Genomic DNA, 24,769 nt, shown 5'->3' on the forward strand with positions numbered 1-24,769 from the left:
GGTTGGGTAGAGTGCAACAAAACCCGACAATAATAAAAAATGACTTATACACTCAAGGTCATCTAAAATAGCGAAGGCTCACCATGTTATTAGCCAGTTTTCTATTTCGATAACATCATCACGATCAAACACCATTAAACTTGAATGAGAGCGAGCATTAAAAGTTATTTTTTTTACTAACTCATTTTGTATAGATGAAAAGTAAGCCGGGGGGGATAGAGAGTCAACATCTGAGTTAATTAACAATACAGGCTTTTTAGTCTCAGTTAATTTAGGTAATAAATTTGTTTCTTGAATGGTTACTCCTGCCTCAAACATTGCTTGGTTAACAATATTATCAATCTCGCTATGAAAAAAATGACTAAGCAAAGGCGATTTATAAGGTAAGTACTCCTTAGCTGCAACCTCAAAACTCATCATTGGGGCAAGTAAAATAGCAGCGTCAACATACTCTGATGATAATAAGTTGCTTGCAGTAAGTGCTCCCATAGAATGGCCAACTACAACAGTCGGGTTATTTGTTTGATTTAAAAGTGGTTCAGCAAGCAGTTCATTTAAAATGCCGTGCTCTTTTGTTGCAAATACAAATGCTTCAGTTGATTCACCATGGCCAAAAAGATCTGGAATAATAACGTTCATACCTAGCGCTCTAAAATAGATAGCTGAAGCCATCATTGCTTCTTTACTGCCCCCATAGCCATGAAGTAATAAAGCAGTGCCTTTAAAACGATTAAATGTATCTGGTGCCATTCTGTGTGAAATTGTATTTTCTACATTATTACCAGTTGCATGAAGGTTGTAATAAACAGAACTCTCTTGCGAAAATTCGGCTGCTTGATAAGGTTCAGCAGTCAGGTATGTAATGCATTGAGTGGTACTAAAAGAGCAAAATTTTTGTTTTTCAAAGCCAATGTAACTAGGTTTTGCTTTTATAAACTCTGCTTCAGAAAGATAGATACCGGGGTTTGACATGACGTAACTGCCAATTGAAGTACAGCCAGACAAAGAAAATATATAAAGTGTAACTGCTAGTAGTTTGGTGAAATTTTCCATTTTCGCTTCATTAGTTAAACTTGAACATCAGCACTTTAATTAAGCTGATAACGTCCTATGGGGTGGAGGAGGTTTTAGCCGTTAGTTAGGCATTTTTTATTATTTTAAAGTACCTTAACAGTATCCTCTATCTACCTCAATTTTCTCAAGTAAATAAATCTGTTTGGCATTAGGTAGACACTTTCTTATTAATCAAAACCCAAATTTAGTGCTTAATTACGAGTTTGAGTTACTTTTTTATCTAAATTTTATGGATTTAGGGGCTGAAATTTCACTCTCTTTTTAATCAAAATAGTGCGGGGGTTACAGCTGGATTGAAAGATTAAAGGAACAAGAAAATACTGCTCAATGGTAATAATTGAATCGTTTAATACTAAACACAGCTTGGAATTAGAGAGGTATTAAAAAAGTAGCATCCTTGCTACTACAAGTGCGATATTAAGAGCTTGGTTACGAAGGTTGATACTTATTAACGAGAATGTGCTGCAAACTTTTAAGTGCCCGCTTTATCGCTTGCAGCATACTTCGTCCTTTTGTATTTACATTAATACTGGGTAGCCCAGGTAAAAGAATATTAATTTTGCACTGCTGCAAAGTGCCGTGGCGATCACTCGAAAGATCATTTATTTGAATCTCCACTTTGCGAATATTTAAAGCATGTTTTGCCAATTGTGTTTTGATCAGCTTTAAAAGCGACATCTTTTCACTTGCGTTAATTATCTTGTTTTTAACTGTAAGTTTTAGCTTCATGCAATTACACCTTTTAATAGTACCTATGTTGCAGGCATGACTGTAATCTACTAACTTAGAGGCAAAGGAAAAAGCTGATTATTTCTTACTTTAAAACAGGTATTTTCGAATGATTACTAACATCAACTACAATCACTTATATTATTTTTGGCAAGTAAGTAAGCACGGCAGTATTGCAGCGGCCAGTAAAATACTTAATTTAACGCCGCAAACGGTCAGCTCACAAATTACTAACTTAGAGCAACGACTAGGAAAACCACTGTTTGTTCGCCAAGGGCGAGGCCTACAGTTAACGGAATTTGGCCATGTAACCCAGCAATACACCAATGATATGTTTGCTATTGCTCACGAATGGCTCGAAACCACGCAAGGTGATGCCACGCACTATTCACGAACGTTAAAGGTCGGTATTTCAGATGTGTTGCCCAAATCACTGGTGTCAAAGTGGCTAGCCCCTTTAATTAATAACGACCGTATTACCAACTTACACTGTATTGATGGCCAACAAGATGAACTGCTTGCACAAATGGCGATTCATAAGCTTGATTTAGTGTTAGCCGATAAACCGCTCGATACCACTTTATCGTTTAAGGCGTTTTGTCATGAAATAGGCAAAAGCCAAATCGCTCTTTTTGGTAACGAAACATGGCATTCGCAGTTACATAAGCAGTTTCCGCAATCTTTAAATAATAAGCCTTTAGTGCTGCCTGCAAAAGAAAGCCCCGTTGCGCGTGCTATGTATTATTGGCTGCAAGAACACAAGATTGAAATGACAATAGCTGGCCATGTTGACGACAGCGCATTAATGAAGTCGTTAGGTGAACAAGGGTTTGGCATATTCCCTGCGCCTATTTTGGTAAAAGCCGAAGTAGAGCGTCACTACGACGTTAATTATATTGGTACAATTGAAAATGTTTATCAGCATTATTATGCCTTTACGCCCGACAGGCTTATTAAAGACAGTATTTACGATGAATTTATAAAGCACGCTCAAACAACGTAAGCTTAGCGCTACTCGTCACGTAGTTATCAATGTGTTTAACTAAGCGCCCTATTTTTAAATACTAAATTGTATTTAAAAAATAAACATTTCCTCATCTAGCTTTATATTAAATTTTTAACGTGGATTGTGACTTTTAAGTTATTAAATTAATTAGAATTTATTGCATGGCAGACCTACCAGTACAAACGATAAGCGTGTTCTAAAAGCGTTGAATATTATTCAGGTTTTATATGAATAAACTGCATAGCTTACTTTATTAAATAGAAATCTAGACGTCTAAGTTGAGTTTTGCCCCTCATCAGCAACAAATCAATATTGCTAACTTAATGAATTCACTCAAGCGTGAATCTGTCTCATGTTTTACCTGAAATAAACCCGTTTTGCTTCATGTTACATACCGCGTATAAATTCATTAACTCAGCAAAGCATCACTACTGCTTAACCGTTATGTCGGTTTAACAACCAGTTAATAAAAGCAGTAACCACTCAAATTGAAAGGATACGGCTATGAGCACTGATCTTACATTTATTATTAAAAGCACTAACTTGGATGAAAACTACCATCCGTCAAATAACACACGTATTACAACCAATTTCGCTAATTTAGCAAGGGGTGAAAGCCGCCAACAAAACCTGCGTAACACCCTAAAAATGATCAACAACCGCTTTAATGCACTGGCCAGTTGGGATAACCCACAAGGGGATCGTTACGAGGTTGAGCTCAAGATCATTTCGGTTGATTTAGACATTGCAGGTAGTGGCCAGGCATTTCCGTCAATTGAGGTATTAAAAACCAATATTATTGACCGTCAAACCAACGAGCGAATTGAGGGCATGGTGGGTAATAACTTTTCATCGTATGTGCGCGACTACGACTTTAGCGTGTTACTACTTGAGCATAACAAAAGCAAACCGCAATTTAGCATTCCCGATAACTTTGGTGACTTACACGGCAAGTTGTTTAAATGCTTTGTAAACTCAAATACCTATAAACAGCACTTTAAAAAGCCACCGGTTATTTGTTTAAGCGTGTCTGATAACAAAACCTATCAGCAAACCGAAAACTTACACCCTATCTTAGGCGTAGAGTATCAGCCTAATGAGTCGTCGTTAACAGAGCAATACTTTAAAAAAATGGGCTTACAAGTGCGCTACTTTATGCCACCAAACAGCGTTGCACCGTTAGCGTTTTACTTTTTTGGTGACCTACTTAACGACTACAGCAACCTTGAACTAATTAGCACTATTAGCACCATGGAAACGTTTCAGAAAATTTATCGTCCAGAAATTTATAACGCTAATGCCGCCGCAGGTAGCCGTTATAAACCGAATTTAAAAAATGACGATCATTCGTTAACGCAAATTGTGTATGACCGCGCAGAGCGAGGTCAATTAGCGGTTGAGCAAGGCAAATTTACCGAGCAGCACTTTATTAAGCCTTATCAGTCAGTATTGCAGCAGTTCTCGGCAAGTATCGCTTAATCACACAACAAAATTAAAGGCAGCATTTATTATGAAAAAACTATTACCCACATCATCAGCAGGCAGCTTGCCAAAACCGTCATGGCTTGCTGAGCCCGAAACATTATGGTCACCGTGGAAATTACAAGGCAATGAGCTGGTTGATGGCAAACACGACGCCCTGCGAATTGCTCTGCACGAACAACAAACCGCAGGCGTAGATATAGTCAGCGACGGCGAACAAACCCGCCAACACTTTGTAACCACCTTTATTGAGCACTTAAATGGCGTTGATTTTGAAAACCGTAAAACAGTTAAAATTCGCGACCGTTACGACGCCAGCGTACCCACAGTGGTTGGCCCCGTGTCTCGCACTAAATCGGTATTTGTTGAAGACGCCAAGTTTTTACGCCAGCAAACTAGCCAACCAATTAAATGGGCATTGCCAGGGCCAATGACCATGATCGACACCCTGTATGACGATCACTATAAAAGCCGTGAAATACTAGCATGGGAATTTGCTAAAATACTCAACCAAGAAGCCAAAGAGCTAGAAGCCGCTGGGGTTGATATAATTCAATTTGATGAACCCGCTTTTAACGTGTTTTTTGACGAGGTAAACGACTGGGGCATAGCTTGCCTAGAGCGAGCCATAGAAGGGTTAAAATGCGAAACCGCCGTGCATATTTGCTACGGCTACGGCATTAAAGCTAACACCGATTGGAAGAAAACCCTTGGCACCGAGTGGCGACAATACGAAGAAGTATTCCCTAAGCTGCAAAAATCGAATATAGATATTATTTCGCTAGAATGCCAAAACTCACATGTACCCATAGAGCTACTCGAACTGATACGCGGTAAAAAAATAATGGTGGGCGCAATCGATGTAGCCACCAATACTATAGAAACACCTGAAGAGGTGGCAAAAACCCTTCGCGAAGCGCTTAAATACGTTGATGCAGACAAGCTCTACCCCTGCACCAATTGCGGCATGGCCCCCCTGCCGCGCGACATTGCAAACGGTAAACTCAACGCTCTAAGTAAAGGCGCAGAGCTAGTACGTAACGAGCTATTAGCAGCGAATGTAGCTTAACTTTTAGTTACAACTGCTGCAAAAAAGCCACCCATTAACAAATATTTAGGTGTGGCTTTTTTAATCAAAATGTAACGGGGGTTTACAGTTGAAATGCAAGGTTCAAGGCAAAAGGTCAAAGGTTTTAAGTTTGTTGAATATTGATCGGGTTGAGTGCAGCAAAATCTAGCGTAATTAAATAAACTTAACCGAGCCGCTAGGTATTAATTATTGAGTGGAAAGTACCCCATTTACAGAGAACGGCAACGTCCAAATTTGCGGACGGCTGAAGCGAAGCGTAAGACGTTCCGCAAGACTTGCTTGTTATGTGTTTGTTGAACCTAAGTACCCTTTATCTGCTGACTCAAACTGTTCTTTGCTAGAAAACGGCCAGTATTGAACATCACCAAACTCATCCCATTTATCAAGTGTTGATTGACCGAACATTCCTAGCGTAACTGCCTTATAGACACTCTCCTTAAAACTTGCGGATGGCCATCTGTAATCAATATCCGATTTTAGAAATAACACCCATCTCGCAATGATTGACCGGTCCGCCTTACAAAGAGCATCTTTACCTTTTAGCTTGTATTCCTTCATATCCGAATAGATACACCAGGCACCATGAGAAAATATTTCACTAATCGCCGGATCATCTGACTCTGGAATTTTATCTTCAAATTCATCATTTGAAATCAGCCCAGAAGACAAGCTTCTTATTAATTCAGCGGTTCGATTTCGATTTTCTCTATCAATCATGATTTACACATAACGCCGTTTTAAGCGGCTAATTGCAGTGGCTAAAATAAGTGAGGCACGAACAAAAAGCCAACTGTAATTTGTCCGACTTGAAAACCCTTGTTAGGCAGCATTAAACAAACTTAATTATAGTGAGTAATAATTGCTCTCATCACCTTCGATTGAAGTTCATAAGTTTCATCACCGCCATTAGTTAAAATGACAATCTCAAGATCATGCTTCGGATAAAAAAATAATTCTGCTTGATAGCCATCTTGTGAACCGCCATGAGAATAAAAAGGCTCATCACCCCAACCTATAATCCAACCTAAACCAAAGGAGCCATCATTACCTGCATCACTATGCACTTTTGTCATCGAAATTAACGATTTTTGACTAATAATTTGTCCCTCTTTCAATGCAACAATAAAGTTGTTCAGGTCTTCAATACTACTGACTTGAGCCATTGCCCCTGTGGTATATTGACGAATACCAAAAATAGATTCCGTTTTAGCATAATTAAGGGCGTCATTAGGCTTAATAGTGACGCCTTTCTCGACAATGTAGCTATTTTTCATATTTGCAGGAACAAAGATATTCTCACTCAAATATTCTGAAAAACTAACTCCGCTAACTTTTGCTATAACCTCAGCTAACAATACGTAACAACTATTACAATAAATCGCTTTATCGAAAGCTTGTGGTTTAACCTTAATCATATTTGAGGAAATAAACTTTATAACATCCTGATTTGTTGATAAATTTACTAAGTTCAGGTTTGAATCAGAGAAGAAGTCATCAGAAATATACACTCTATGAGATAGTAAATACTTTATCGTAATATCTTCCCAACCTGTGGGTAGCTCTTGAATGTATTTGGTTATTTGATCGTCTAGAGAAAGCTTTTTCTGCTCAACTAACTTCATAATTGCCAGTGCAGTAAAAGGTTTACTAATTGAGCCAATTCTAAACCCTGTATGAGAGCTAATCGAATTATTATTAACTTTATTAGCAAGCCCTTTACTTAACTGATAAATAATTTCATTATTTTTTTTAACTAAAACACTAACACCTGGCTGGTCTTCTTTTTGCTTTGAAAGTATTACATTTAAGTTATCTACAAGAGCGCTTTTATCTTGAGAATGTACAACACCAATTACAGGTGTGCTTGCTAAATAGATAAGTAAAATCAGAAAAACTTGAGTTATAATTTTTTGCATTATTTCTTCTTCCTTGACTGAGGCACAACTTAACCAGCTGCCTAACATTTTAGTATTTATGCGACACGCTGTTTGTGTTGCATAATCGCTTGTTGGACTGAGCCGCTACCTGCTCGGTGTGTCAGAGTTGGTGTTGTTTATGCTATGGGAATTTGCTTTTTGGAGGCTCTCACTTTCCTAGCTGATTTAATCAGCTAGGAAAGTGTTATGTAAGCTTTCCCTGCATTGCTCAGCGCTTATTATGTATTCATTACACCTAAATTTGCCTTAATAAGCAATTATATTTTTTACACGTACAGAGGCCGCTAGCCTGAGCAGTTAAGCAGGTTAACTAATTGATTTTAAGCAGCTACCTAGCTGCTAACTCGTTCGCTCTACTTTGGTCGTTGTTTCATATAACTTGAATACGCCAATTAATCGCATGATACCTACCTTACAATGCTGGCAAGGCCAATGCGGTATCAGTGTTACGTTTTCTGTCTTTAGCTTCTCCACTTTACCTATGTGTGATTCTTGTGACCTTATTAATGCTAACTTTCGCTTGCGACATGCATTAGCTAAAAAACCATAGTGACGAATGCGCATAAACCCTTTGGGCAATACATGTTGTAAGTAACGCCGTAAAAATTCATCACAGCTCAGTGTCATTACTTTATCGCGGTTGTTATCTGCATAATCGCGGTATTTAAAGCTCACTGACTGCTCATTCGCTGACACTAATCGCGATTCTGACATCACGCCTTTTCGTGTATAACGAGCAAGGTAACTAACTAGCTTTTCACTGTACGTTAAACAGGCTTTGCTATACACGCACCATTTGGTTGGCGTGTTTATCTTCGCGAATGAACCATCGCCTTCATTGAGCGCCGCCAGCATTTTACCTCTAAAGACTGTTGATAACGCTTTTACGGGGTATAAATAGCCTTTTTCTATTTCATGCCAGTGCGTTTTTTCAAGTGCACCTGCGGGTATCAAACAATGCAAGTGGATATGCTGACTTAAGTTTTGCCCCCATGTATGCAGTACGCTTGTCATGCCTAACTGACCATGCCTCTTTCGTTTCGCAAATTTACACAGCGTTTGCCATGCGGCTTTAAATAAACACTGGTACAACGCGTTTGGGTTATAGTGCGCAATGATATTCAACTCATGGGGGAGCGTAAAAACAAGGTGGAAATACCGACACGGTAATAAATCCTCTTGCTGCCTTTGCACCCACTTAGCCGTAGCCATGCCTTGGCAACGTGGACAATGACGGTCTCGACAGCTACATCCAATCTTTTGTGACTCACCACAGTTATCACATTGCCATGCTTGGTAACCGAGCTGACCTGTTCTGCATGATTGAAGATGCTGACAGACACGCAGTTGTTGATAGCTCATCGTATGATGCTGGCGATAATTCTCAAGATTCGAGTTTAAAATATCAGCGAGGTGTAAAGCGCTCATTGTTTACCCCAGCTCGCAAGCAAATCAATGCCGCCATGACCTAACTCTGGTAACCAATGTAAGTAACTTTGTGTGGTTTTAATATCACTGTGACCAAGCTGATGTTGCAGTTGATGAAGTGGCATACCTGATTCAAGTTGGTGTGTTGCATAAGCATGGCGTAAAGCATGTGGATTACAGTGCTTTAAGCCACACGCTTGTGCATGTTTTCTCAATGGCTTTCTGAAACTTGAGGGTGACATGGGTTTATCCATTAACCATCGTGAATAAAACATCCAGCCTGTTGGGTGGTACATTTTCCAGTAACTGCGTAATTGGTTTAGTACGCTATCTGAAACTACAACATAACGCGATTTATCTCCTTTACCTTGTTCAATTAAAATGGTTTTACGCTGGCCATCGATGTCTTGCACTTTGATACGTAACAATTCGCCAATACGTAAGCCACACCCATAGCACACCATAATCAATGTTTTTAAGCGCATATCGGTGCAACTCTCTATAAGCCGTCGCATGTCATCGCGCGATAAATACGTGGGTGCACGCAGTTTTACTTTTGGCAGTGTAATATCTAAGTTCAATGGCCGGTGTAAAATATTCTTAAACAAGAACCAAATACTGTTTATCTGTATTTTTTGACTCGATCTGGAAAGTTCACGAATCGCAGGATCGTTAAAAAAGGCGTTAATCTCGTCATCAGTAATCGAATCGAGTGGTTTATTAAAATAATGACTGAGTTTTAGTAAATGTTCACAGTAGCTTTTACAGGTACTTTGCGAATAACCACGATAGGCTATTTCAGTTTTGACTTGTTCAATGAGTGTATTCATGACTTACCTCCAAGTTATGGGATAACCCCAAGGTAAGTGTGGCTCAAATGGTCAGAATAGGATCTCCGCGTAGCGGCTTAGTTCAACAATTTAATAGTGCGCTCATTGCGCATATTTCTGCCGACTCAACGCTCTTTTATCTACTTATTTAGTTTTAGCAAATAACCTAAGGTATTACTATTAATAAGTTTTCTGAAAATTTAAAGTAAAGTTAAATAGAACAATATGCGCTCTTTGCTCATTTTTATAAATATGTGAGCAAAGAGCTGTTTGACCAATCGATTAGCTATTACTTTGTTTGGCTTCTAACTAGCACTTATAAACTCAACAGCCGTTCTAGCCATTCTAAAACGAGCGAGTATCTCGGGTTTGAAAGCGCTGTTTCTTTAATTAAAATGTTGCGGGGTTTCTGTTAGCGTTTATAGCGTGGGTGTTGTTGCTGTACCTTATTATATAACAAATCAACAACGTTGAGCAGTCGTTCAAAGTAAGTTAAGCTCGAAACAATTAGGCTACAAGTAACTAAAATTTTGGGAGCAAACATGGCAACCACACTCGCATTTGACGTATACGGCACGCTTATAAACACCCAAGGCGTACTATCTTTACTTGAAAATATGATTGGCGATAAAGCGCAAAACTTTTCAAATACATGGCGTGAAAAACAGTTAGAGTATTCGTTTAGGCGCGGCTTAATGCAAAACTATGTTCCGTTTTCAGTGTGTACTAAACAGGCGTTAGACTACGCTTGCCTAGCGCATATAACTCCACTCTCTGATGAACAAAAACAGCAATTGCTTGAGCAATATAAAATTTTACCCGCCTTTGACGATGTTAAAAAAGGGCTTGAGCAACTTAAAGCACAAAATTACCGGTTGTTTGCATTTTCTAATGGCGCTGCTGATGCGGTAAATACTTTGCTCGAAACGGCAGGCATAAGTGATTATTTTGAAGGTGTTGTAAGCGCCAACGATATGAAAACATTTAAACCAAACCCAGGTGTTTACAGCCACTTTTTACGCGAGGCAAATTCAACGGGTGCTAACACGTGGCTTATTTCGAGTAATCCGTTTGATATAACCGGCGCTATTTCGCATGGCATGCGCGGTGCGTGGATAAAGCGTTCTGAGGATTCTATTTTTGACCCATGGGAAATTCAGCCAACCACCACTGCAACCGATTTAGTTGATTTAAAAGCCAAATTAGTAAGTTAAAAACGAGACCCTTTTTTAAGCCTTATCAAAAACCAACGCTGTAAAGGGGTTTTACGGGCGCAGTTACACGCGCCCTAGCCTGCTTTTATTGCTTCAATTACTGTATTCATGCGCTTTGCCATTGGCCTATTTCGGTGATGGCACACATAAATATTTTCGCTAATCGGATTAGCTAAGTGGTGCGTTTTTATCAGTCCGGGTTTATTAAATGCGCTAACAGCATGCGCAGGTAAAACCGTAAAACCCAACCCTAAACTTACTGGCTCAAGTATTAAACTTATTTGGTTAGAAAACCCCGTACGCTTAATTTGATCAACATGCTCAAACTCACTGTAGTTTTCGCTAAGTAAAAGCTGCGCGTGGTGTTTTGCATCGGGGTGGCCAATAAAGCCAAGCTCACATAAAACCTCCCACGTTGGGTTTTTAATATGTGCAGGGGTTACTAATAATAAAGCTTCTTGACCAATTTTGTGGCTAGTAACTTCGCTAAGTGTTGGCGCTTGAGTTAAAAAGCCAATATCGGCACTGTGGTTTGCCACCGCTTGTTCAACACTGGTATTTGGAGCAAAGCGGTAATCTATAACTAGCTCCTTGTGCTCTACTTGCATTGCTAATAGTTGATTGTAAAACTTTAGCCCACAACTACCAGGCGATTGTATTTTTACTAAACCGCTGTAAGGCGAGTCATCTTTTAATTGCTGCTCTAAAAATTGCCATTCTTTTAATAACAAGCTGCCTTGTTGATACAAGTTTTGCCCATGTACGGTAAGGGTAAATTGTTTGCCGTGGCGCTCTAATAGCGCGCAGCTTACTTGCTGCTCTAGTTTTTTAATATGCTGACTTACGCCTGATTGGGTCATAAATAAGCGCTCGGCGGTTTGGGTAAAATGATTTACCTCAACCAACGTGCAAAACGTGTTTAACCATGTCGGGTTTATCATTACAAAACATACTCAAAATGATGATTAATGATAATTTTACTTAATAACTCATGGTTCGTAAACTAACTCCATCAACTAATCACAGTTAAAGAGGAAGCATTATGAGTCATACATATCCACGTAGTTTTTCGCACATTGGTATTTCAGTACCGGATGTTGAAAAAGCCGTAGAGTTTTACACTAAGGTGATGGGCTGGTACACCATAATGGAGCCTACCGTGATCACTGAAGATAACAGCCCCATTGGTGAAATGTGTACCGATGTATTTGGCCCAAATTGGGAAAAATTTAAAATAGCGCACCTTTCAACAGGCGACCGTATTGGTGTAGAAATTTTTGAATTTAAAGACCAAGAAAACCCTAAAGACAACTTTGAATACTGGAAAACCGGTATCTTCCATTTCTGTGTACAAGATCCAGATGTTGAAGGCTTAGCGGAGCGTATTGTTGCTGCAGGTGGTAAAAAACGTATGCCAGAGCCACGTTACTACTATCCTGGCGAAAAGCCGTACCGCATGATCTACATGGAAGACCCGTTTGGTAACATCCTTGAGATTTACAGCCACAGCTACGAGCTTATTTACAGCGCAGGCGCTTATTAAATAGCACTTAGCTTAAGCTAAAAACAAAGGCCGCAGTATTTATTTACTGCGGCCTTTTTGTGTTAAATGAACTTGTAGATTATTAATTTAGTTAATTTAGGGTTTATAAAAATCAATCTCTTCATTTGAGTGATTATAGGTACATACACTGATAGCTTACTAATTACACAAACTGGGTCTAAAGGAAAAACATGAATCCGTTACTGCTAAACAAGTGAAACCAATAATAACTGTTAATGCAAATGGTGATAAAATAAATGGGTCAACTAAGAGTTATCATTAAACTCAGAGGTGCCTGCTGATATTTTTTCCATTCTTGTTTATTTCTTGACTGATATTCAATTTAACTTAGAACCTAACGCCCCAACTGAGAGCACAATACTTGTTGGCTATATTGCGAGCGAAGGAAGTCAGTCTGCGAGTTTGGTGCCGGTTTTGTGGATTGATATTTTGTATTTAAATATTTCAACCTGTGGTCTCACGGCGATGCTTTGAAAATGGAATACTTACTAACCACGATATGAGTACAATAATAAAGAAGCTTGTAAGAAAAGTGATTAGAATAAATGGATCTAGATGGCCCAGGTTTAAATAGACCAGAAATTGAAAAAGCAAACTTCCCAACAGTGCAGATAATACAACCGCTAAAGTCCGTTTTGACATTAAATAATGAACTAGAATTGATGTCAGAGTACCAAGGGCGAGAAGAACAATAATTCCAACAATCTCTTCATTCATTTATAAACCTTCTTAGCAATATAACACTATTTTAAGCAGTGGGATGGCGTTCTTCCGGCATATCCGCCTTAGAATTTTTGTTATGTGGCCGCGCTATTGTAAACAAATTTAGCATTAATTCTTCCGTTCGTAGCCAACTCTAAAATTGGATTATTGTGTGATGAATCATATTCAGGAATGTTGTTATTTCCTTTAAACTTTGCGATCACTTTTCCATTTACTAAACAAGACCAACTATGATGCTTACCCGCAATTTTCGCCAAATAACCATGCTTTGCGAGGTAATTAAATACATCCTTTAAAGACTTATCATCAAACATTGAAAAATTAACAGTATGGGGGGCGTTATAATCGTCCCCCATACAAACACTATCACGCTGAACGTTAATTGAAACTTCTCTCATAACTTAGGATGCATAATGCACCAATAAGGGGCTTGTTAGGTTTATTCACATGAGGCTTTTCTAGGTGCTGATGATTTATTTAATGGAGCTGTTTTTGAGTTACTGTATTTGCTATTCCAGTTATTAACTTCTCTGATATTAGCAACAATAGCAGCAGCGTTGCAGTCATTTATTTCTTTGTGAGCACTAACAGGGGTCCCGTTATCGTATGTCAGGGTATATCTTTTGTTGCTTGATACATCGTTAGTATTACTACAAGCAGCTAAAAAGCACACTGAAATTAAAACAGACATTTTTTTCATTTTATATTCCTTTACTCGTTAAAATTAAAATATAGTAGCTTATTCAATTATAAGCTAACAACTTTATCAAAGAACACTATGCGCCCCACCCTATCTTAGCGCAAAAAAATCCTTATTTAATGAACTTACATTAATAGCAAATAGAGTAAGCTATTGCCAGCTATAAATATTATGCTTGTTAAAGTTTATTTCACTATGTAAAAGGGAGACGTTTGCTTATAGTATCTATTAGCTAATGACAATTAATTTTGATCCACAGCTCTTCGCTCATAACAGCCAGTCATGCATTTATAATCTTTCCATCTAAACGCTAACTTCAGGTATCAGCCACTACACGTCACGCTTCAATATTGAGCACTGGTTGTCATTGTATATAGGGTTATAGATTAATTAACTGCAAAATCGCGAGTTTCTAAATAGCTTGGAACGATTTTAAAACAGGCCTTCAGCTTACTTGCAAGCGCTGTTGTTACTGGTGCATCACACATTAACTTGCCATTATATTTCCCGTTAGTTAGTGCTACTAAAATTAACGAGTCATAGCTTGGTTTACTTTGTATTTTATGAATAACCAACCCTCGCCCTGCAGATAGCTTTATTAAATCAAACTCTGCTTTTGTGGGTTTTGTTATAGCGAGCTTTTTTACATATAACGGACTTTTAAAGGTCAGCTTTGTCGAAAACAAAGCCGTACCTCCGCGCTCAAAATGGCCATTAAACACAGTGGTATTTAATGTGGGTGTCAGCTTATTTATTAATAAATTCAAATCAAATTTGGTTGGTAAAATGGTGATCTGAGTTTGTTTTTTTAGTGACTCGTTTAGTGCTTTTTTGATTATTTTAAGATGGGTGTCATTGGTGGTTACTTCGTACACTATTTGGTAGTTGTGTGGGGGGGCGTATAAAGGCATGTGGCTAGCAAGTACTTTATCGCCGGCTAATATAAGCGCCATGCCATGAAACCCCACATAACTGTGGGTTTTATGTGTGTTGTGTGCACTGTGCTGAGGGGGGCTTGCAAGTGTTGCGCTCGAGAATAAAATAAAAAATAGCAGTATGTGTTTCATGTTAATGCTCAAAAATAAATATAGCGCCACTATAAGCTGATTTTTATACACAAATAATCGATAATAAGTTGTTAGTTGTTTCCTTTTAATCAATACGGTTTGGTGCTATGCATTTAGATGACATTGAAAAAGTAATTCATATGGCGGGTTCGCAAAATCTGCACACAACCGCTAAGCATTTTAATATTACCCCAGGGGCGCTGTCTAAAACGCTAAAAAAGGTTGAGGCAAACTTAGCCACTGAACTGTTTAATCGTGTGGGCAAAACCTTAGTACTTAATGATAAAGGCAAAGAGTTTGTTAAGCACAGTAGTGATTTAGTTCATAATTACCAGCAGCTTATTAGCCGTTTTAAAAGCGATAATCATAAATTTAATGCAGTTATTGCAGGCCCTGCAATTTTACTTAAAAGTGGTTTAAAAAAGTTACTTACCCCTCTTGGCAACCTGCCTTGTTCGGTACGTATTAATAATGTATTTGAAGGTGAAGCTATAAGCCAAGTTGCATCAGGCGCTGCGCATATTGCGCTAGTAACTCGCGAGGCATTAAAAAACAGCTCACATACTAATTTAGTAGCGGTTGATGTATTTAATACTGGGTTTAGTGTGGCTGGGTCCGCTGGGCATCAGCTAGTAAAAACTGGCTCTTTAACGCTTAATAAAAACCAATTACTAGAGCTTGCTTTTGCATGCCCCTTGTTTTCACCCCTGTGCGGCCTTGAGCAAGGAATAGGCTCCGACGGCTGGCAAGATCACATTGCACCGCGCAATATTGTATTTAGATGTAGCGATTACAGTGCATTAATAGAGGTAGTACAAAGTGGCTTAGCGTTGGCGTATTTACCAAATTTTGTGATTGATGATTTAGGGTTTACAAAATTAACTGTAAAGGGGGTTAACAGTCATTACAGTGAAGACATTGTGTTAATTTATAAACCATCGAAGGCCGATGGGTGGCTTAATAAACTCATGTATTCGTTATAAAAAGCGCCTTAGCCACTACACTAAAGCGCTTTAGGGTGAAAACTACATTACAAAATAGCAAGGTGGTTAAAAATACTAATCCGCAACAATACTTAATCGCTTTGCGGGGCTAAAGGTGGAAATACCTGCGTAAAAAAACTCTTATTTACGACTGCACAGATGCAGAAGGTAGAGCAAAGCAGGAGCAATTGCCGAGAGCAACTAAATAACAAATATTTTGGCTGGCTATCAACACGTTTTTCCACACTTAAGTAGATCACTTAATCAAGCGAAATGGTACAAGTACAATTAACCGACAATACAACAAAGTAAAGTATGTTATATTATAACAAAAATGATAGCACAATAAATTAATAAGCAATACTTTTTTTTATTCCTACAAATGGCTAATTATTACACTAGCGACTCTGATGGCATCACGTTAGTATGGTGCTCTACTTATAGTTACATAACGATAAAAACATGACTTTAAAAACAAACGCTTTGATTTACTTTTTAGCCTTTTGCAGTGGCTTTTGCATTATGGGGATTGAGCTTTTAGGAGGGCGTATTTTAGCGCCTTACTTTGGCAGTAGTGTACATATTTGGGGCAGTATTATTACTGTGTTTATGCTTAGCTTGTCGTTTGGTTACTTACTTGGCGGTAAGCTGAGTACAAAAAATGCGTCGCTGACTAAATACGGATTAATATTTTTAGTTGCGAGCATTATGGTTGTGCCTATTACGTTGTTTGCTCAGCCCATAATGGCATTTATTTTTACCCATATTGAAGATAGCCGTTATGGCTCGTTACTCGCTTCTACTGCGTTGTTTTTTATTCCAACCATTATACTAGGTATGATTTCGCCGTACTCAGTAAGGTTGCTGGTTACCGACAGCGAAAGAAGCGGCCAAGTTGCGGGCATTTTATATTTTGTAAGCACGCTTGGCAGTGCCTTGGGCACTATTATTACCTCTTTTTACTTTGTACTCGCGTTTGATGTAAACACCATTATTAGTGCCTTTGCAACTACGTTGGGTGTGTTAGGTGTTGTTGCAATTGCTGTAAACAGTGTTGCTAATAATAAGGAGCTTGCGCATGCTTAAATATGTATTTTTAGCACTTAGTGTGTTTTCAGGCGCTGCTTTAGCTAATGTTATTCATGAAGAGCGCTCTTTATACCGAAATATTATTGTTGATGAAACTCGCGATTTACGCTGCTTAAAATTTAACACTAAAAGTAGCCAAACAAGTCAAAGTTGCATGTACAAAAACGACCCCGACAAGCTCGTTTTCAACTACACAAAGCTTACTTTTGCGAGTTTATTAGTAACCGAAAACCCTAAAAATGTATTAATTATTGGGCTTGGGGGAGGCACATTGTCGAATGTTATTCATGAGTTATACCCTGCGGCTAAAATACACAATGTAGAAATAGACCCCGCTGTATTGAGTGTGGCTCGCGACTACTTTAGCTTTATTGAAAACGATAAAGTGACATCTAGTGTTCAAGATGGCCGTATTTTTATTAAACGCGCGGCTATTAAAAAGAAAAAGTACGATTGGATCATTCTTGATGCGTTTAACGGTGACTACATTCCTGAGCACCTGTTAACCAAAGAGTTTTTTGAAGAGGTTAAAGGTGTGTTGGCTGATGGCGGCGTAGTTGCTGCGAATACATTTTCGAGTAGTAAACTATACGAGCACGAGTCGGCAACTTACCATAGCGTGTTTGGCGATTTTATTAACGTAAGCCGCGCTAATCGAAGCAACCGTATTATTTTAGCGGGTTTTAAAGCTATGCCAACTAAGGCTCAACTTAACGAACGTGTTAAAGCGCTTGGGCCCAAGCTTAAAAAATATGATGTAGATATAAACGCCATAAGCAATTACATGCAGTACACACAAGATAAGCAAGATTGGCCTAAAAATACCAAAATTCTAACCGACCAATACTCTCCTGCTAACCTACTTAACTTTTAATATGTAATGCGCCTTGCACTAATATAGTTAGGCGTATCCATTTAGGTTTATTGCTAAAACTTAATATTACCGCGCAATGCTTTTGTTTGGCCGTGTTTAGTTTTTTTATCCATGCGTTTACGCTGCGAATTACGGCTTGGTTTAGTTGCACGGCGGGCTTTATTGACCTTGGTAGCGCTTAATATGAGATCTTTTAAGCGTTTTAACGCGTCTTCGCGGTTAAGCTCTTGGGTACGGTGGCTTTGTGCTTTAATGATGAGAACGCCCTCTTTGGTGATCCTCGAATCGTTTAAAGCAAGTAAACGTTCTTTGTAAAAGTCTGGTAATTTAGAGCGATTAATATCAAAACGTAAATGAATAGCGCTGGCGACTTTGTTAACGTTTTGGCCACCGGCACCTTGAGAACGAATAGCGGTGAGCTCTAACTCCCACTCATCAATAGTGACTGTATTTGAAATTGTTAACATTGCGTTCAGTTTCCGTTGCTAAAAATGCATTGTACCATTTGTACATTGACTTAGGGTGAATAAGCTAAATAGGCGGTTAATGCAAAGTTGAGTAAACATTTACGCCAATAAATAAATTTAGATTGGCATAGGCAATTATTTAGTTTTTAATTGCGCAGCCCTTATACGGGCCTAATATAATAATCGATTTTCGATAATAGGAAGTACCTGCATGAAAAAATTACTTGTATCACTGAGCTTGTTAGCAATGAGCTTTTCTGGTTTTGCTAAAGATATCACCGAAGGTGATTTACAAAGCTACATGAAAGCCTTACCTGCTGTAACAAGCTGGGCGAGCTCTCAAGACGCGTTAAAAAACGTAGACTTAGGCAGCATGCTAGGTGCAACCGCAGATCAAACTACAGCAGAGCAAGGCGCGCTTGCAAATACAGCCCTTAATATGATTAAAGAGCAATCACTGTATAAAAGCTTTGCGAGCGTAACAATTCGCTATGGCTTTACGCCTGAGCAGTTAATTAGCGTGGGTTCTGAAGTGTCTATGGCATACATAGAAAACCTTAAATCGGGTTTGTCTGATGAAAATAAAGAAACAGCAAACAAATTAATGGGTGGTTTTCAAAGCATGAAAAGCGCTAAAGATAGAGGCGCTACATCGTTAATGGGTTCGTTAGGTAATGCGTCAAGCGCTGCTGATACAACCGAGTCACTTGTTAGCGAAAGTAATTTAGCATTAGTAAGTGAATACATGCCACAGCTTAAAAAGTTGTTTGCACTTTTATAAGTATTAAACAATTAAAAAAGGTGGCATTTGCCACCTTTTTTAATACCTAAAATTTATAACACTCACGACATTTTACGAATTGTACTAAGTGGTGCTAAGCGTAAAATCCAATGCAGGAATGCCCACGGCCAGCTTGGCACAAAGCTGTTGGCTTTTTCTTTATTTATTGCTTTTACCAGTGCTTTGCAGCCAGTTTCGGTATCAACAATAAACGGCACTGTTTTTACTTTTTCGTTTATTTCGCTTCTTATAAAACCTGGATGTACACAGCTTACTTTTATAGGCGTGTGCATTACATCTATGCGTATGCCCTCACTTAATGAGGTAATAGCCGCTTTAGTGGCGGCGTAAACGGTCATGGCGCGCCTAAAACCACGTACAGCACTAATAGATGAAATAGTCACTAAGTGTCCATGGTTTTGCGCTCTAAAAATTTCCATTGCGGCCTCAGCTTGCGCCAGTGCGGCCACAAAGTTAGTTTGTGCGGTTTGTTTATTGGCATTAAAGTAACCCGTACCAATAGAAGCCCCCTTGCCCATACCAGCATTTATAATTACTCTATCAAGGCCGTTAAGCTCTTCTTTAAAGGCATTAAATACGCTAAATACTTGTTCGTGATCGTTAACATCAAGCACTTTTATGCTAATGGTTATGTTTGGGTTTATTTGTTCAAGCTCACTTTTTAGCTGCTCTAACAGCTCAAAGCGCCGAGCACATAAAGCAAGATTACAACCTTGTTTTGCAAACTCTTTTGCCATGCCTTTGCCTAAGCCTGAACTTGCACCTGTTATTAGTATGTTTTTGCGCATAATTAGATCCTTAGGTGTATGTAATTAATTTTTGTTGTGGGTGGCACTCTAAAAAGTGATGCTCGTTTAAACTACTTATCGTTAATTTTTGATTTTTTCCTTTGCCGCGCGCCACTACTTTGGTTACGCCTGCGTTTACTAAGCTCCAATTAATATCAATAAAGCGCTCGAGCTTTAGCCCCATTAAATGGCTGGTTATAATGCTAATAGGCCCGCCAGAGGTGTAAATAAGTACTTTTTTACCGTGGTTTTCATTGGCTATTTGTTCAAGTGCGCCCAGTACTCGCGCAGTAAATGCATTAAAGCTTTCGTTATACTGAGTGCTGTCGGGGTTGAGTACCCATTGCTGTATGGCGCTGATAAATACCGTTTTAAAGTATTCCATAGGCTCGGCTTGCTCGCTAAGTGCAGCACGCACTTGGCTTGGGGTGGCAAGCTGTGGGTTATAAACCGCTAAAATGTGTTCGTGATCGTACTCGTTTAAACGCGCATCGTTTATTACCACAGGCGTATTATTAACACTTGCTAAACTAAGCTCTGCGGTTTGATTATGGCGCAGCATAGTGCCTGCAAATACAGCATCGGGTGTTAGCTGCTTTTGTGCTAAATATTCACCCAGTAGTGTGGCTTGCTGTTGCCCTTTTGTTGAGAGCGTATCGTAATTATCAGCCGAAAAACTGGCCTGCCCGTGGCGTACAAAATATAAAATACACATTAGACTTTACCTTGGTTGTTAATGGCTTTTTTACAGCGCCATAAAAGGTAATGTACAAACACCCAAAAGTGTTTAAAGGCAGGGTTTTTAGTTTGCCCATGGTGATAGCGGTAATAAATTTGCTGCACAATGCCGGCAAGTCTAAATAGTCCGTACACTTCGTAAAAGGTAAAGTCATCTACGGTTATATTCATTTTTTTACAGTAGTAGGCCACCACTTCTTTGCGCGTTAGCATACCCTCTAAGTGAGTGGGTTGACGGCGGGTGGCTTGGGCTAAAAAGTCATCTCCTGGCTCTACCCAGTAAGCCAGTGTATTGCCCAAATCCATAAGTGGGTCGCCAAGGGTGGCAAGTTCCCAATCTAAAATACCCAGTACGTTGGTGTAGTCGTTTGCATCAAGCACAACGTTATCAAACCTAAAATCGTTATGTGTTATGCAAATGCGCTCGTTACTTGGCATGTTGTTTTCAAGCCATTTAATTACTTTTTTGCCGCTGGGTACATTCCAAGTTTTGGCTTTATTAAAGCGCTCGCTCCAGCCGCTAATTTGGCGCTGTGTATAGCCTTTGCCTTTGCCTAAATGGCTTAAGTTGGCCTGTTTGTAATCTACTTTGTGTAACTCTACTAGGCAGTCGAGTACGTTTTCGCACAGCTTTTTGGTGCGCTCGGGCGTGGGGGTTAATCCGCGTGGTAAATTTTTACGCGGAATAATACCCGTAAGCTTTTCCATAACGTAAAAGTCGGTGCCGAGAATGTTTTCATCGTCGCAAAACGCCTCCATATTTGGCACATAGCTGTAAACTGGTTTTAGCGCTTGCTGCAGCTTATATTCACGGGCCATATCGTGTGCGCCTTTGGCTTTGGTGCCTTTGGGCGCACGGCGTAATATAAGCGATTGCTCTGGGTACTCTAGGCAGTAGGTCCAGTTTGATGCCCCCCCTGCGTATTGAGTAACACTGGGCTCACCAGTTAACTGTGAAAGGTGCTGTTTAAGCCAGGCATCTACTTTTTGTGTGTCGAGCTCTTCGCCTTGGCGTACGTTTTTGGCTTGGTCTAATAATTGTGTGTTCATTGCTAGCCTTTATTATTTTGATTTTAAACGTTGCATTGAGCGTGTTTTTTTCAGCATATTTTTAATGTACCACTCAATGGGGAGTAGTTTTTTCATTAAAAAGGCCTGTTTACCTAATTTATGGGTCAAAATTAAAAATGGGCGGTTAAGCGACTGCTGATAAATAATATCGGCAACTTGCTCTGCGTTTATGGGGGAGCGCTCAAAGGCACGGTTAAGCATGGTTTTCATGGCCGGCTCGCTGGTGCGCATGGATTCATCAAGATTGGTTTTAAAAAAGCTCGGGCACACAACACTTACATCTATATTATCGTGGGCGAGTTCGAGCTTTAGGGTTTCGCTAAAGCCTATAACCGCTGCTTTTACAGCGTTATAACTGCTCATAAACGGAATAGGGGTAAGCCCTGCTTGTGAGGCTATATTAATAAAGTAGCCACCGCCTTGTTGCACAAAGGCGGGGTAAAACGTTTGGCACACCCGCACCATAGAGAGCAAATTAATATCCATAATCCACTGCCATTGCTCAAGCGATTCGCCCTCAAGCGAGCCGCCCGTGGCAACGCCTGCATTATTTATAACAATATCTACGCCCTGCCACTTGGTTTGGATAATATCGTAAAGCCCCTTTACATCTGCTTGCTTGGTTACATCGCAGGCATAAAAAAAGGCATCGCTTTTTAGTGCTTGCAGCTCACTAATGGTTGTGGCTGCACGCTCGGCGTTTATATCGGCAATACAAATTTGTAAGTTAGCGCCCAAATTACTTGCGTAACTCAGGGCTAACGCTTTACCCAGCCCTGTGGCTCCACCTGTTATTATTAGTCGTGTTTTCATGGTGTTGCCTTAGCGGTATTTGTTAAGTTCGAGGCGCGAAACCATGCCCATATGTACTTCGTCTGGGCCATCTGCAAGGCGTAAAATACGGCCCATTGCATTAAACGAGGCAATAGGAAAGTCGCTCGACACCCCTGCGCCACCAAACACTTGTATTGCCATATCTGAGACCATTTGCAACATATTAGGCACGACTACTTTTATGCTCGATATTTCGGTCATGGCGTGTTTAACGCCTTGAGTGTCTATTTTCCATGCCGCGTGTAGGGTTAATAAACGGGCTTGATCTATTGCCATACGCGCTTGCGCTACACGTTCTAAATTACCGCCTAATTTAAGTAAGGGTTTACCAAAAGCGCTGCGCGACAGGCCTCGTTTAATCATGAGCTCTAAACAGCGCTCTGCTGCGCCAATTGCGCGCATACAATGATGAATTCGCCCAGGCCCTAAGCGCCCCTGTGCAATGGCAAAGCCTTTGCCTAACCCTAAAATAAGGTTTTGCTTTGGTACGCGTACGTTATTAAATTCCATTTCACCGTGGCCGTAGGGGGCATCAAAATCGCCACAGGCACTTAGCATACGCTTAATGTTTACACCGGGTGTGTTTAGCGGCACAAGTACCATTGAATGCTGGCTGTGTTTATCGTTTTCGGGGTTGGAAAGCCCCATAAAAATAGCCACCTGTGCATTGGGATGACCAAGGCCGGTGGTCCACCATTTTTTGCCATTTAAAATAAGCTCGTCGCCATCAACATCTATGGTTGCTTGCATGTTTGTCGCATCTGATGAAGCGACATCGGGCTCGGTCATAGCAAATACTGAGCGAATATCGCCATTTAATAATGGGGTTAACCACTGCTGTTTTTGCTCATCGTTTGCAAAGTGATAAAGCACTTCCATATTGCCGGTATCGGGGGCGTTACAATTAAATATTTCTGAGGCAAATAAGCATTTACCCATTTGCTCTGCAATAGGGGCGTATTCTAAGCAGGTTAAACCTTGTGCTAGTTCTGCATCGGGTAAAAATAAGTTCCACAGGCCAGCGGCTTTTGCTTTCGCTTTTAATAGCTCAATGTGCTCACTTAGTTGCCAAGTGGTCCAATCGTTTGAATTATTTTTAGCATGGTTATGCGCAACTACTGCTTGTTCAATAGGCAATACGTGTTCATCCATAAAGGCAGTTACACGCTTTAGGTAGTCTTGGCTTTTTTGGCTTGGCTCAAAGTTCATTAGGGTTGCCTGTTTATTTTTTAGTTAACCCAGCATAAAACATTCGCCCCAATGAATTAAATGAAATATATTACCAGTTAAGTGTGAATTACATTCATAGTGTGAGCGGGTAATAATGATAGAAGCTAAAAATATTCAACAGTTAGATTTAAATTTACTTAAAATATTTGAATGCCTATACCGTGAAAAAAACATGAGCGAAACCGCAAAGGTGCTGTACATAACGCCCTCAGCAGTTAGCCATGCTATAAAACGTTTGCGCACTGTATTAAACGATCCGTTATTTGAGCGCCAAGGGCAATTAATGCTGCCCACCCCTGCGTGCCAACGTATGGCACCCGAGCTAATAGATTTACTCGAAAAATTACGCCAAGTGCTACAAGCCTGCGGTGACTTTAATTTAGAGACCACTGCGCAAACCTTTAAAATAGCCCTGCACGATGCAATAGAGCCTATTGTTTTGCCTAAATTGCAACTTGCACTGGCACAACATGCTCCCAATGCAAGCTTAGCGAGCGTAAAATTAAGCCGTGAAGATATGCATAAGCAATTAGCTAATCATCAAATAGATATGGCAATTGATGTAGCACGGCCAATAAAAGCGCCCATTAGCCATGCTGTTCTTTCAAGTGATCACTTTTGTGTACTCATGAAAAAAAACCACCCGCTTAAAAACCAACTCAATATAGACAATTATTTAGCGGCTAAGCATGTTGCGGTATCTAACCGGGCAACCGGTACTGTTATTGAAGATATTGCGTTATTGCAATTGAGTTTTAATAGGCAGGTGGCTATACGTTGTCAAAATTATTTTGCCGCGAAAGAGGTAATAAAAGACGCGCCATTTTTACTTACTTTACCTTCAATGGTTGCCAGTCAATTGTTGGATGACACACTAATAGCAAGGCCTGTGCCCACCACTATGCCTGCTATTTATCAGCATTTATATTGGCATCAAAGTACTGATAAAGACGACGCTTTAGTATGGTTACGCGGGCAAGTGCAGCATATTTTTAAACGTTAATAGCTATAAAAAAAGCGCCAAACTTAGTGAACTAAATTTGGCGCTT

At 39.7% G+C, this 24,769-nt stretch carries 26 protein-coding genes; 10 read left to right on the plus strand and 16 right to left on the minus strand.

Features of this window, described 5'->3' with window-relative positions; genetic code table 11:
* Positions 1 to 78: 78 nt before the first annotated feature.
* Positions 79 to 1,053, minus strand: coding sequence for an alpha/beta fold hydrolase (locus MTP24_RS16560; RefSeq protein ID WP_243534296.1), 975 nt, complete (start codon positions 1,051 to 1,053; stop codon positions 79 to 81).
* 450 nt (positions 1,054 to 1,503) lie between these two features.
* Positions 1,504 to 1,803, minus strand: a complete 300-nt coding sequence (locus MTP24_RS16565; RefSeq protein WP_243534299.1) for a hypothetical protein — start codon at positions 1,801 to 1,803, stop codon at positions 1,504 to 1,506.
* 109 nt (positions 1,804 to 1,912) lie between these two features.
* Between MTP24_RS16565 and nhaR the strand changes: the two genes are divergently transcribed.
* The 3 genes from nhaR (at position 1,913) to MTP24_RS16580 (ending at position 5,360) form a co-directional block, all read left to right on the plus strand.
* Positions 1,913 to 2,806, plus strand: coding sequence for a transcriptional activator NhaR (nhaR, locus tag MTP24_RS16570; RefSeq protein ID WP_243534301.1), 894 nt, complete (start codon positions 1,913 to 1,915; stop codon positions 2,804 to 2,806).
* A 507-nt stretch (positions 2,807 to 3,313) separates the two neighbouring features.
* Entirely contained in the window at positions 3,314 to 4,288 is a 975-nt protein-coding gene (locus MTP24_RS16575) for a DUF1852 domain-containing protein (RefSeq protein ID WP_243534303.1), read from the plus strand.
* 31 nt (positions 4,289 to 4,319) lie between these two features.
* Positions 4,320 to 5,360, plus strand: a complete 1,041-nt coding sequence (locus MTP24_RS16580; protein ID WP_243534306.1) for a methionine synthase — start codon at positions 4,320 to 4,322, stop codon at positions 5,358 to 5,360.
* 303 nt (positions 5,361 to 5,663) lie between these two features.
* Here MTP24_RS16580 and MTP24_RS16585 read toward each other — a convergent pair whose 3' ends face one another.
* The 4 genes from MTP24_RS16585 to MTP24_RS16600 form a co-directional block, all read right to left on the minus strand.
* A complete protein-coding gene (locus MTP24_RS16585) occupies positions 5,664 to 6,098 on the minus strand; it encodes a hypothetical protein (RefSeq protein WP_243534308.1) in 435 nt (144 codons plus the stop codon).
* Positions 6,099 to 6,220: 122 nt separating this feature from the next.
* Positions 6,221 to 7,297, minus strand: coding sequence for a serine hydrolase domain-containing protein (locus tag MTP24_RS16590; protein ID WP_243534309.1), 1,077 nt, complete (start codon positions 7,295 to 7,297; stop codon positions 6,221 to 6,223).
* A 360-nt stretch (positions 7,298 to 7,657) separates the two neighbouring features.
* Positions 7,658 to 8,746 (minus strand): IS91 family transposase, encoded by a 1,089-nt coding sequence (locus MTP24_RS16595; RefSeq protein ID WP_243533907.1) that lies wholly within the window; start codon positions 8,744 to 8,746, stop codon positions 7,658 to 7,660.
* Positions 8,743 to 9,576, minus strand: coding sequence for a tyrosine-type recombinase/integrase (locus tag MTP24_RS16600; protein ID WP_243533905.1), 834 nt, complete (start codon positions 9,574 to 9,576; stop codon positions 8,743 to 8,745). Before MTP24_RS16600 ends, MTP24_RS16595 begins: the two co-directional genes overlap by 4 nt.
* Before the next feature lie 542 nt (positions 9,577 to 10,118).
* Between MTP24_RS16600 and MTP24_RS16605 the strand changes: the two genes are divergently transcribed.
* Positions 10,119 to 10,790, plus strand: coding sequence for a haloacid dehalogenase type II (locus tag MTP24_RS16605; RefSeq protein ID WP_243534311.1), 672 nt, complete (start codon positions 10,119 to 10,121; stop codon positions 10,788 to 10,790).
* 74 nt (positions 10,791 to 10,864) lie between these two features.
* Here the strand turns inward: MTP24_RS16605 and MTP24_RS16610 are convergent, their stop codons facing one another.
* Positions 10,865 to 11,731 (minus strand): LysR family transcriptional regulator, encoded by an 867-nt coding sequence (locus MTP24_RS16610; protein WP_243534313.1) that lies wholly within the window; start codon positions 11,729 to 11,731, stop codon positions 10,865 to 10,867.
* 101 nt (positions 11,732 to 11,832) lie between these two features.
* On the opposite strand from MTP24_RS16610, the gene MTP24_RS16615 reads away from it, so the two are divergent.
* A complete protein-coding gene (locus MTP24_RS16615) occupies positions 11,833 to 12,333 on the plus strand; it encodes a lactoylglutathione lyase family protein (RefSeq protein ID WP_054982007.1) in 501 nt (166 codons plus the stop codon).
* A gap of 818 nt (positions 12,334 to 13,151) precedes the next feature.
* Here MTP24_RS16615 and MTP24_RS16620 read toward each other — a convergent pair.
* From MTP24_RS16620 to MTP24_RS16630, 3 genes are all read right to left on the minus strand, one after another.
* Positions 13,152 to 13,475 (minus strand): hypothetical protein, encoded by a 324-nt coding sequence (locus MTP24_RS16620; RefSeq protein ID WP_243534315.1) that lies wholly within the window; start codon positions 13,473 to 13,475, stop codon positions 13,152 to 13,154.
* A 41-nt stretch (positions 13,476 to 13,516) separates the two neighbouring features.
* The gene (locus tag MTP24_RS16625; protein ID WP_243534317.1) at positions 13,517 to 13,777 is read right to left on the minus strand and encodes a hypothetical protein; all 261 of its coding nucleotides are present in this window, start codon (positions 13,775 to 13,777) and stop codon (positions 13,517 to 13,519) included.
* Positions 13,778 to 14,163: 386 nt separating this feature from the next.
* A complete protein-coding gene (locus MTP24_RS16630) occupies positions 14,164 to 14,844 on the minus strand; it encodes a hypothetical protein (protein WP_243534319.1) in 681 nt (226 codons plus the stop codon).
* Positions 14,845 to 14,951: 107 nt separating this feature from the next.
* Between MTP24_RS16630 and MTP24_RS16635 the strand changes: the two genes are divergently transcribed.
* The 3 genes from MTP24_RS16635 (at position 14,952) to MTP24_RS16645 (ending at position 17,790) form a co-directional block, all read left to right on the plus strand.
* On the plus strand, positions 14,952 to 15,827 hold the full coding sequence (locus tag MTP24_RS16635) for a LysR family transcriptional regulator (protein ID WP_243534321.1): 876 nt from the start codon (positions 14,952 to 14,954) through the stop codon (positions 15,825 to 15,827).
* Positions 15,828 to 16,289: 462 nt separating this feature from the next.
* Entirely contained in the window at positions 16,290 to 16,913 is a 624-nt protein-coding gene (locus MTP24_RS16640) for a fused MFS/spermidine synthase (protein WP_243534323.1), read from the plus strand.
* On the plus strand, positions 16,906 to 17,790 hold the full coding sequence (locus MTP24_RS16645) for a fused MFS/spermidine synthase (protein ID WP_243534325.1): 885 nt from the start codon (positions 16,906 to 16,908) through the stop codon (positions 17,788 to 17,790). The genes MTP24_RS16640 and MTP24_RS16645 overlap by 8 nt, the downstream gene beginning before the upstream one ends.
* A 53-nt stretch (positions 17,791 to 17,843) precedes the next feature.
* Here the strand turns inward: MTP24_RS16645 and arfB are convergent, their stop codons facing one another.
* Entirely contained in the window at positions 17,844 to 18,257 is a 414-nt protein-coding gene (gene arfB, locus MTP24_RS16650) for an alternative ribosome rescue aminoacyl-tRNA hydrolase ArfB (RefSeq protein ID WP_006793276.1), read from the minus strand.
* Between the two features lie 211 nt (positions 18,258 to 18,468).
* Between arfB and MTP24_RS16655 the strand changes: the two genes are divergently transcribed.
* A complete protein-coding gene (locus MTP24_RS16655) occupies positions 18,469 to 19,038 on the plus strand; it encodes a short-chain dehydrogenase (RefSeq protein WP_243534327.1) in 570 nt (189 codons plus the stop codon).
* 62 nt (positions 19,039 to 19,100) lie between these two features.
* On the opposite strand, the gene MTP24_RS16660 is transcribed toward MTP24_RS16655, so the two are convergent.
* Genes MTP24_RS16660 through MTP24_RS16680 form a run of 5 tightly spaced genes read right to left on the minus strand, consistent with a single transcriptional unit; the run spans position 19,101 to position 23,699 of the window.
* Positions 19,101 to 19,847 carry an SDR family oxidoreductase gene (locus MTP24_RS16660; RefSeq protein WP_008132839.1) on the minus strand — a complete coding sequence of 249 codons (747 nt, stop codon included), beginning with the start codon at positions 19,845 to 19,847 and terminating at the stop codon, positions 19,101 to 19,103.
* A 10-nt stretch (positions 19,848 to 19,857) separates the two neighbouring features.
* Complete coding sequence (locus MTP24_RS16665; protein ID WP_243534329.1) at positions 19,858 to 20,562, minus strand: histidine phosphatase family protein; 705 nt, start codon at positions 20,560 to 20,562, stop codon at positions 19,858 to 19,860.
* Positions 20,562 to 21,635 carry a phosphotransferase family protein gene (locus tag MTP24_RS16670; protein ID WP_243534331.1) on the minus strand — a complete coding sequence of 358 codons (1,074 nt, stop codon included), beginning with the start codon at positions 21,633 to 21,635 and terminating at the stop codon, positions 20,562 to 20,564. The genes MTP24_RS16665 and MTP24_RS16670 overlap by 1 nt, the downstream gene beginning before the upstream one ends.
* A gap of 12 nt (positions 21,636 to 21,647) precedes the next feature.
* Entirely contained in the window at positions 21,648 to 22,469 is an 822-nt protein-coding gene (locus tag MTP24_RS16675) for an SDR family oxidoreductase (protein WP_243534334.1), read from the minus strand.
* Between the two features lie 9 nt (positions 22,470 to 22,478).
* A complete protein-coding gene (locus MTP24_RS16680; protein ID WP_243534336.1) occupies positions 22,479 to 23,699 on the minus strand; it encodes an acyl-CoA dehydrogenase family protein in 1,221 nt (406 codons plus the stop codon).
* 115 nt (positions 23,700 to 23,814) lie between these two features.
* Between MTP24_RS16680 and MTP24_RS16685 the strand changes: the two genes are divergently transcribed.
* Positions 23,815 to 24,723 carry a LysR family transcriptional regulator gene (locus MTP24_RS16685; RefSeq protein WP_243534338.1) on the plus strand — a complete coding sequence of 303 codons (909 nt, stop codon included), beginning with the start codon at positions 23,815 to 23,817 and terminating at the stop codon, positions 24,721 to 24,723.
* The last annotated feature ends 46 nt before the right edge of the window (positions 24,724 to 24,769 follow it).

The organism is Pseudoalteromonas sp. APM04, from assembly GCF_022809815.1.
GTDB classification, from domain to species: Bacteria; Pseudomonadota; Gammaproteobacteria; order Enterobacterales; family Alteromonadaceae; genus Pseudoalteromonas; species Pseudoalteromonas marina.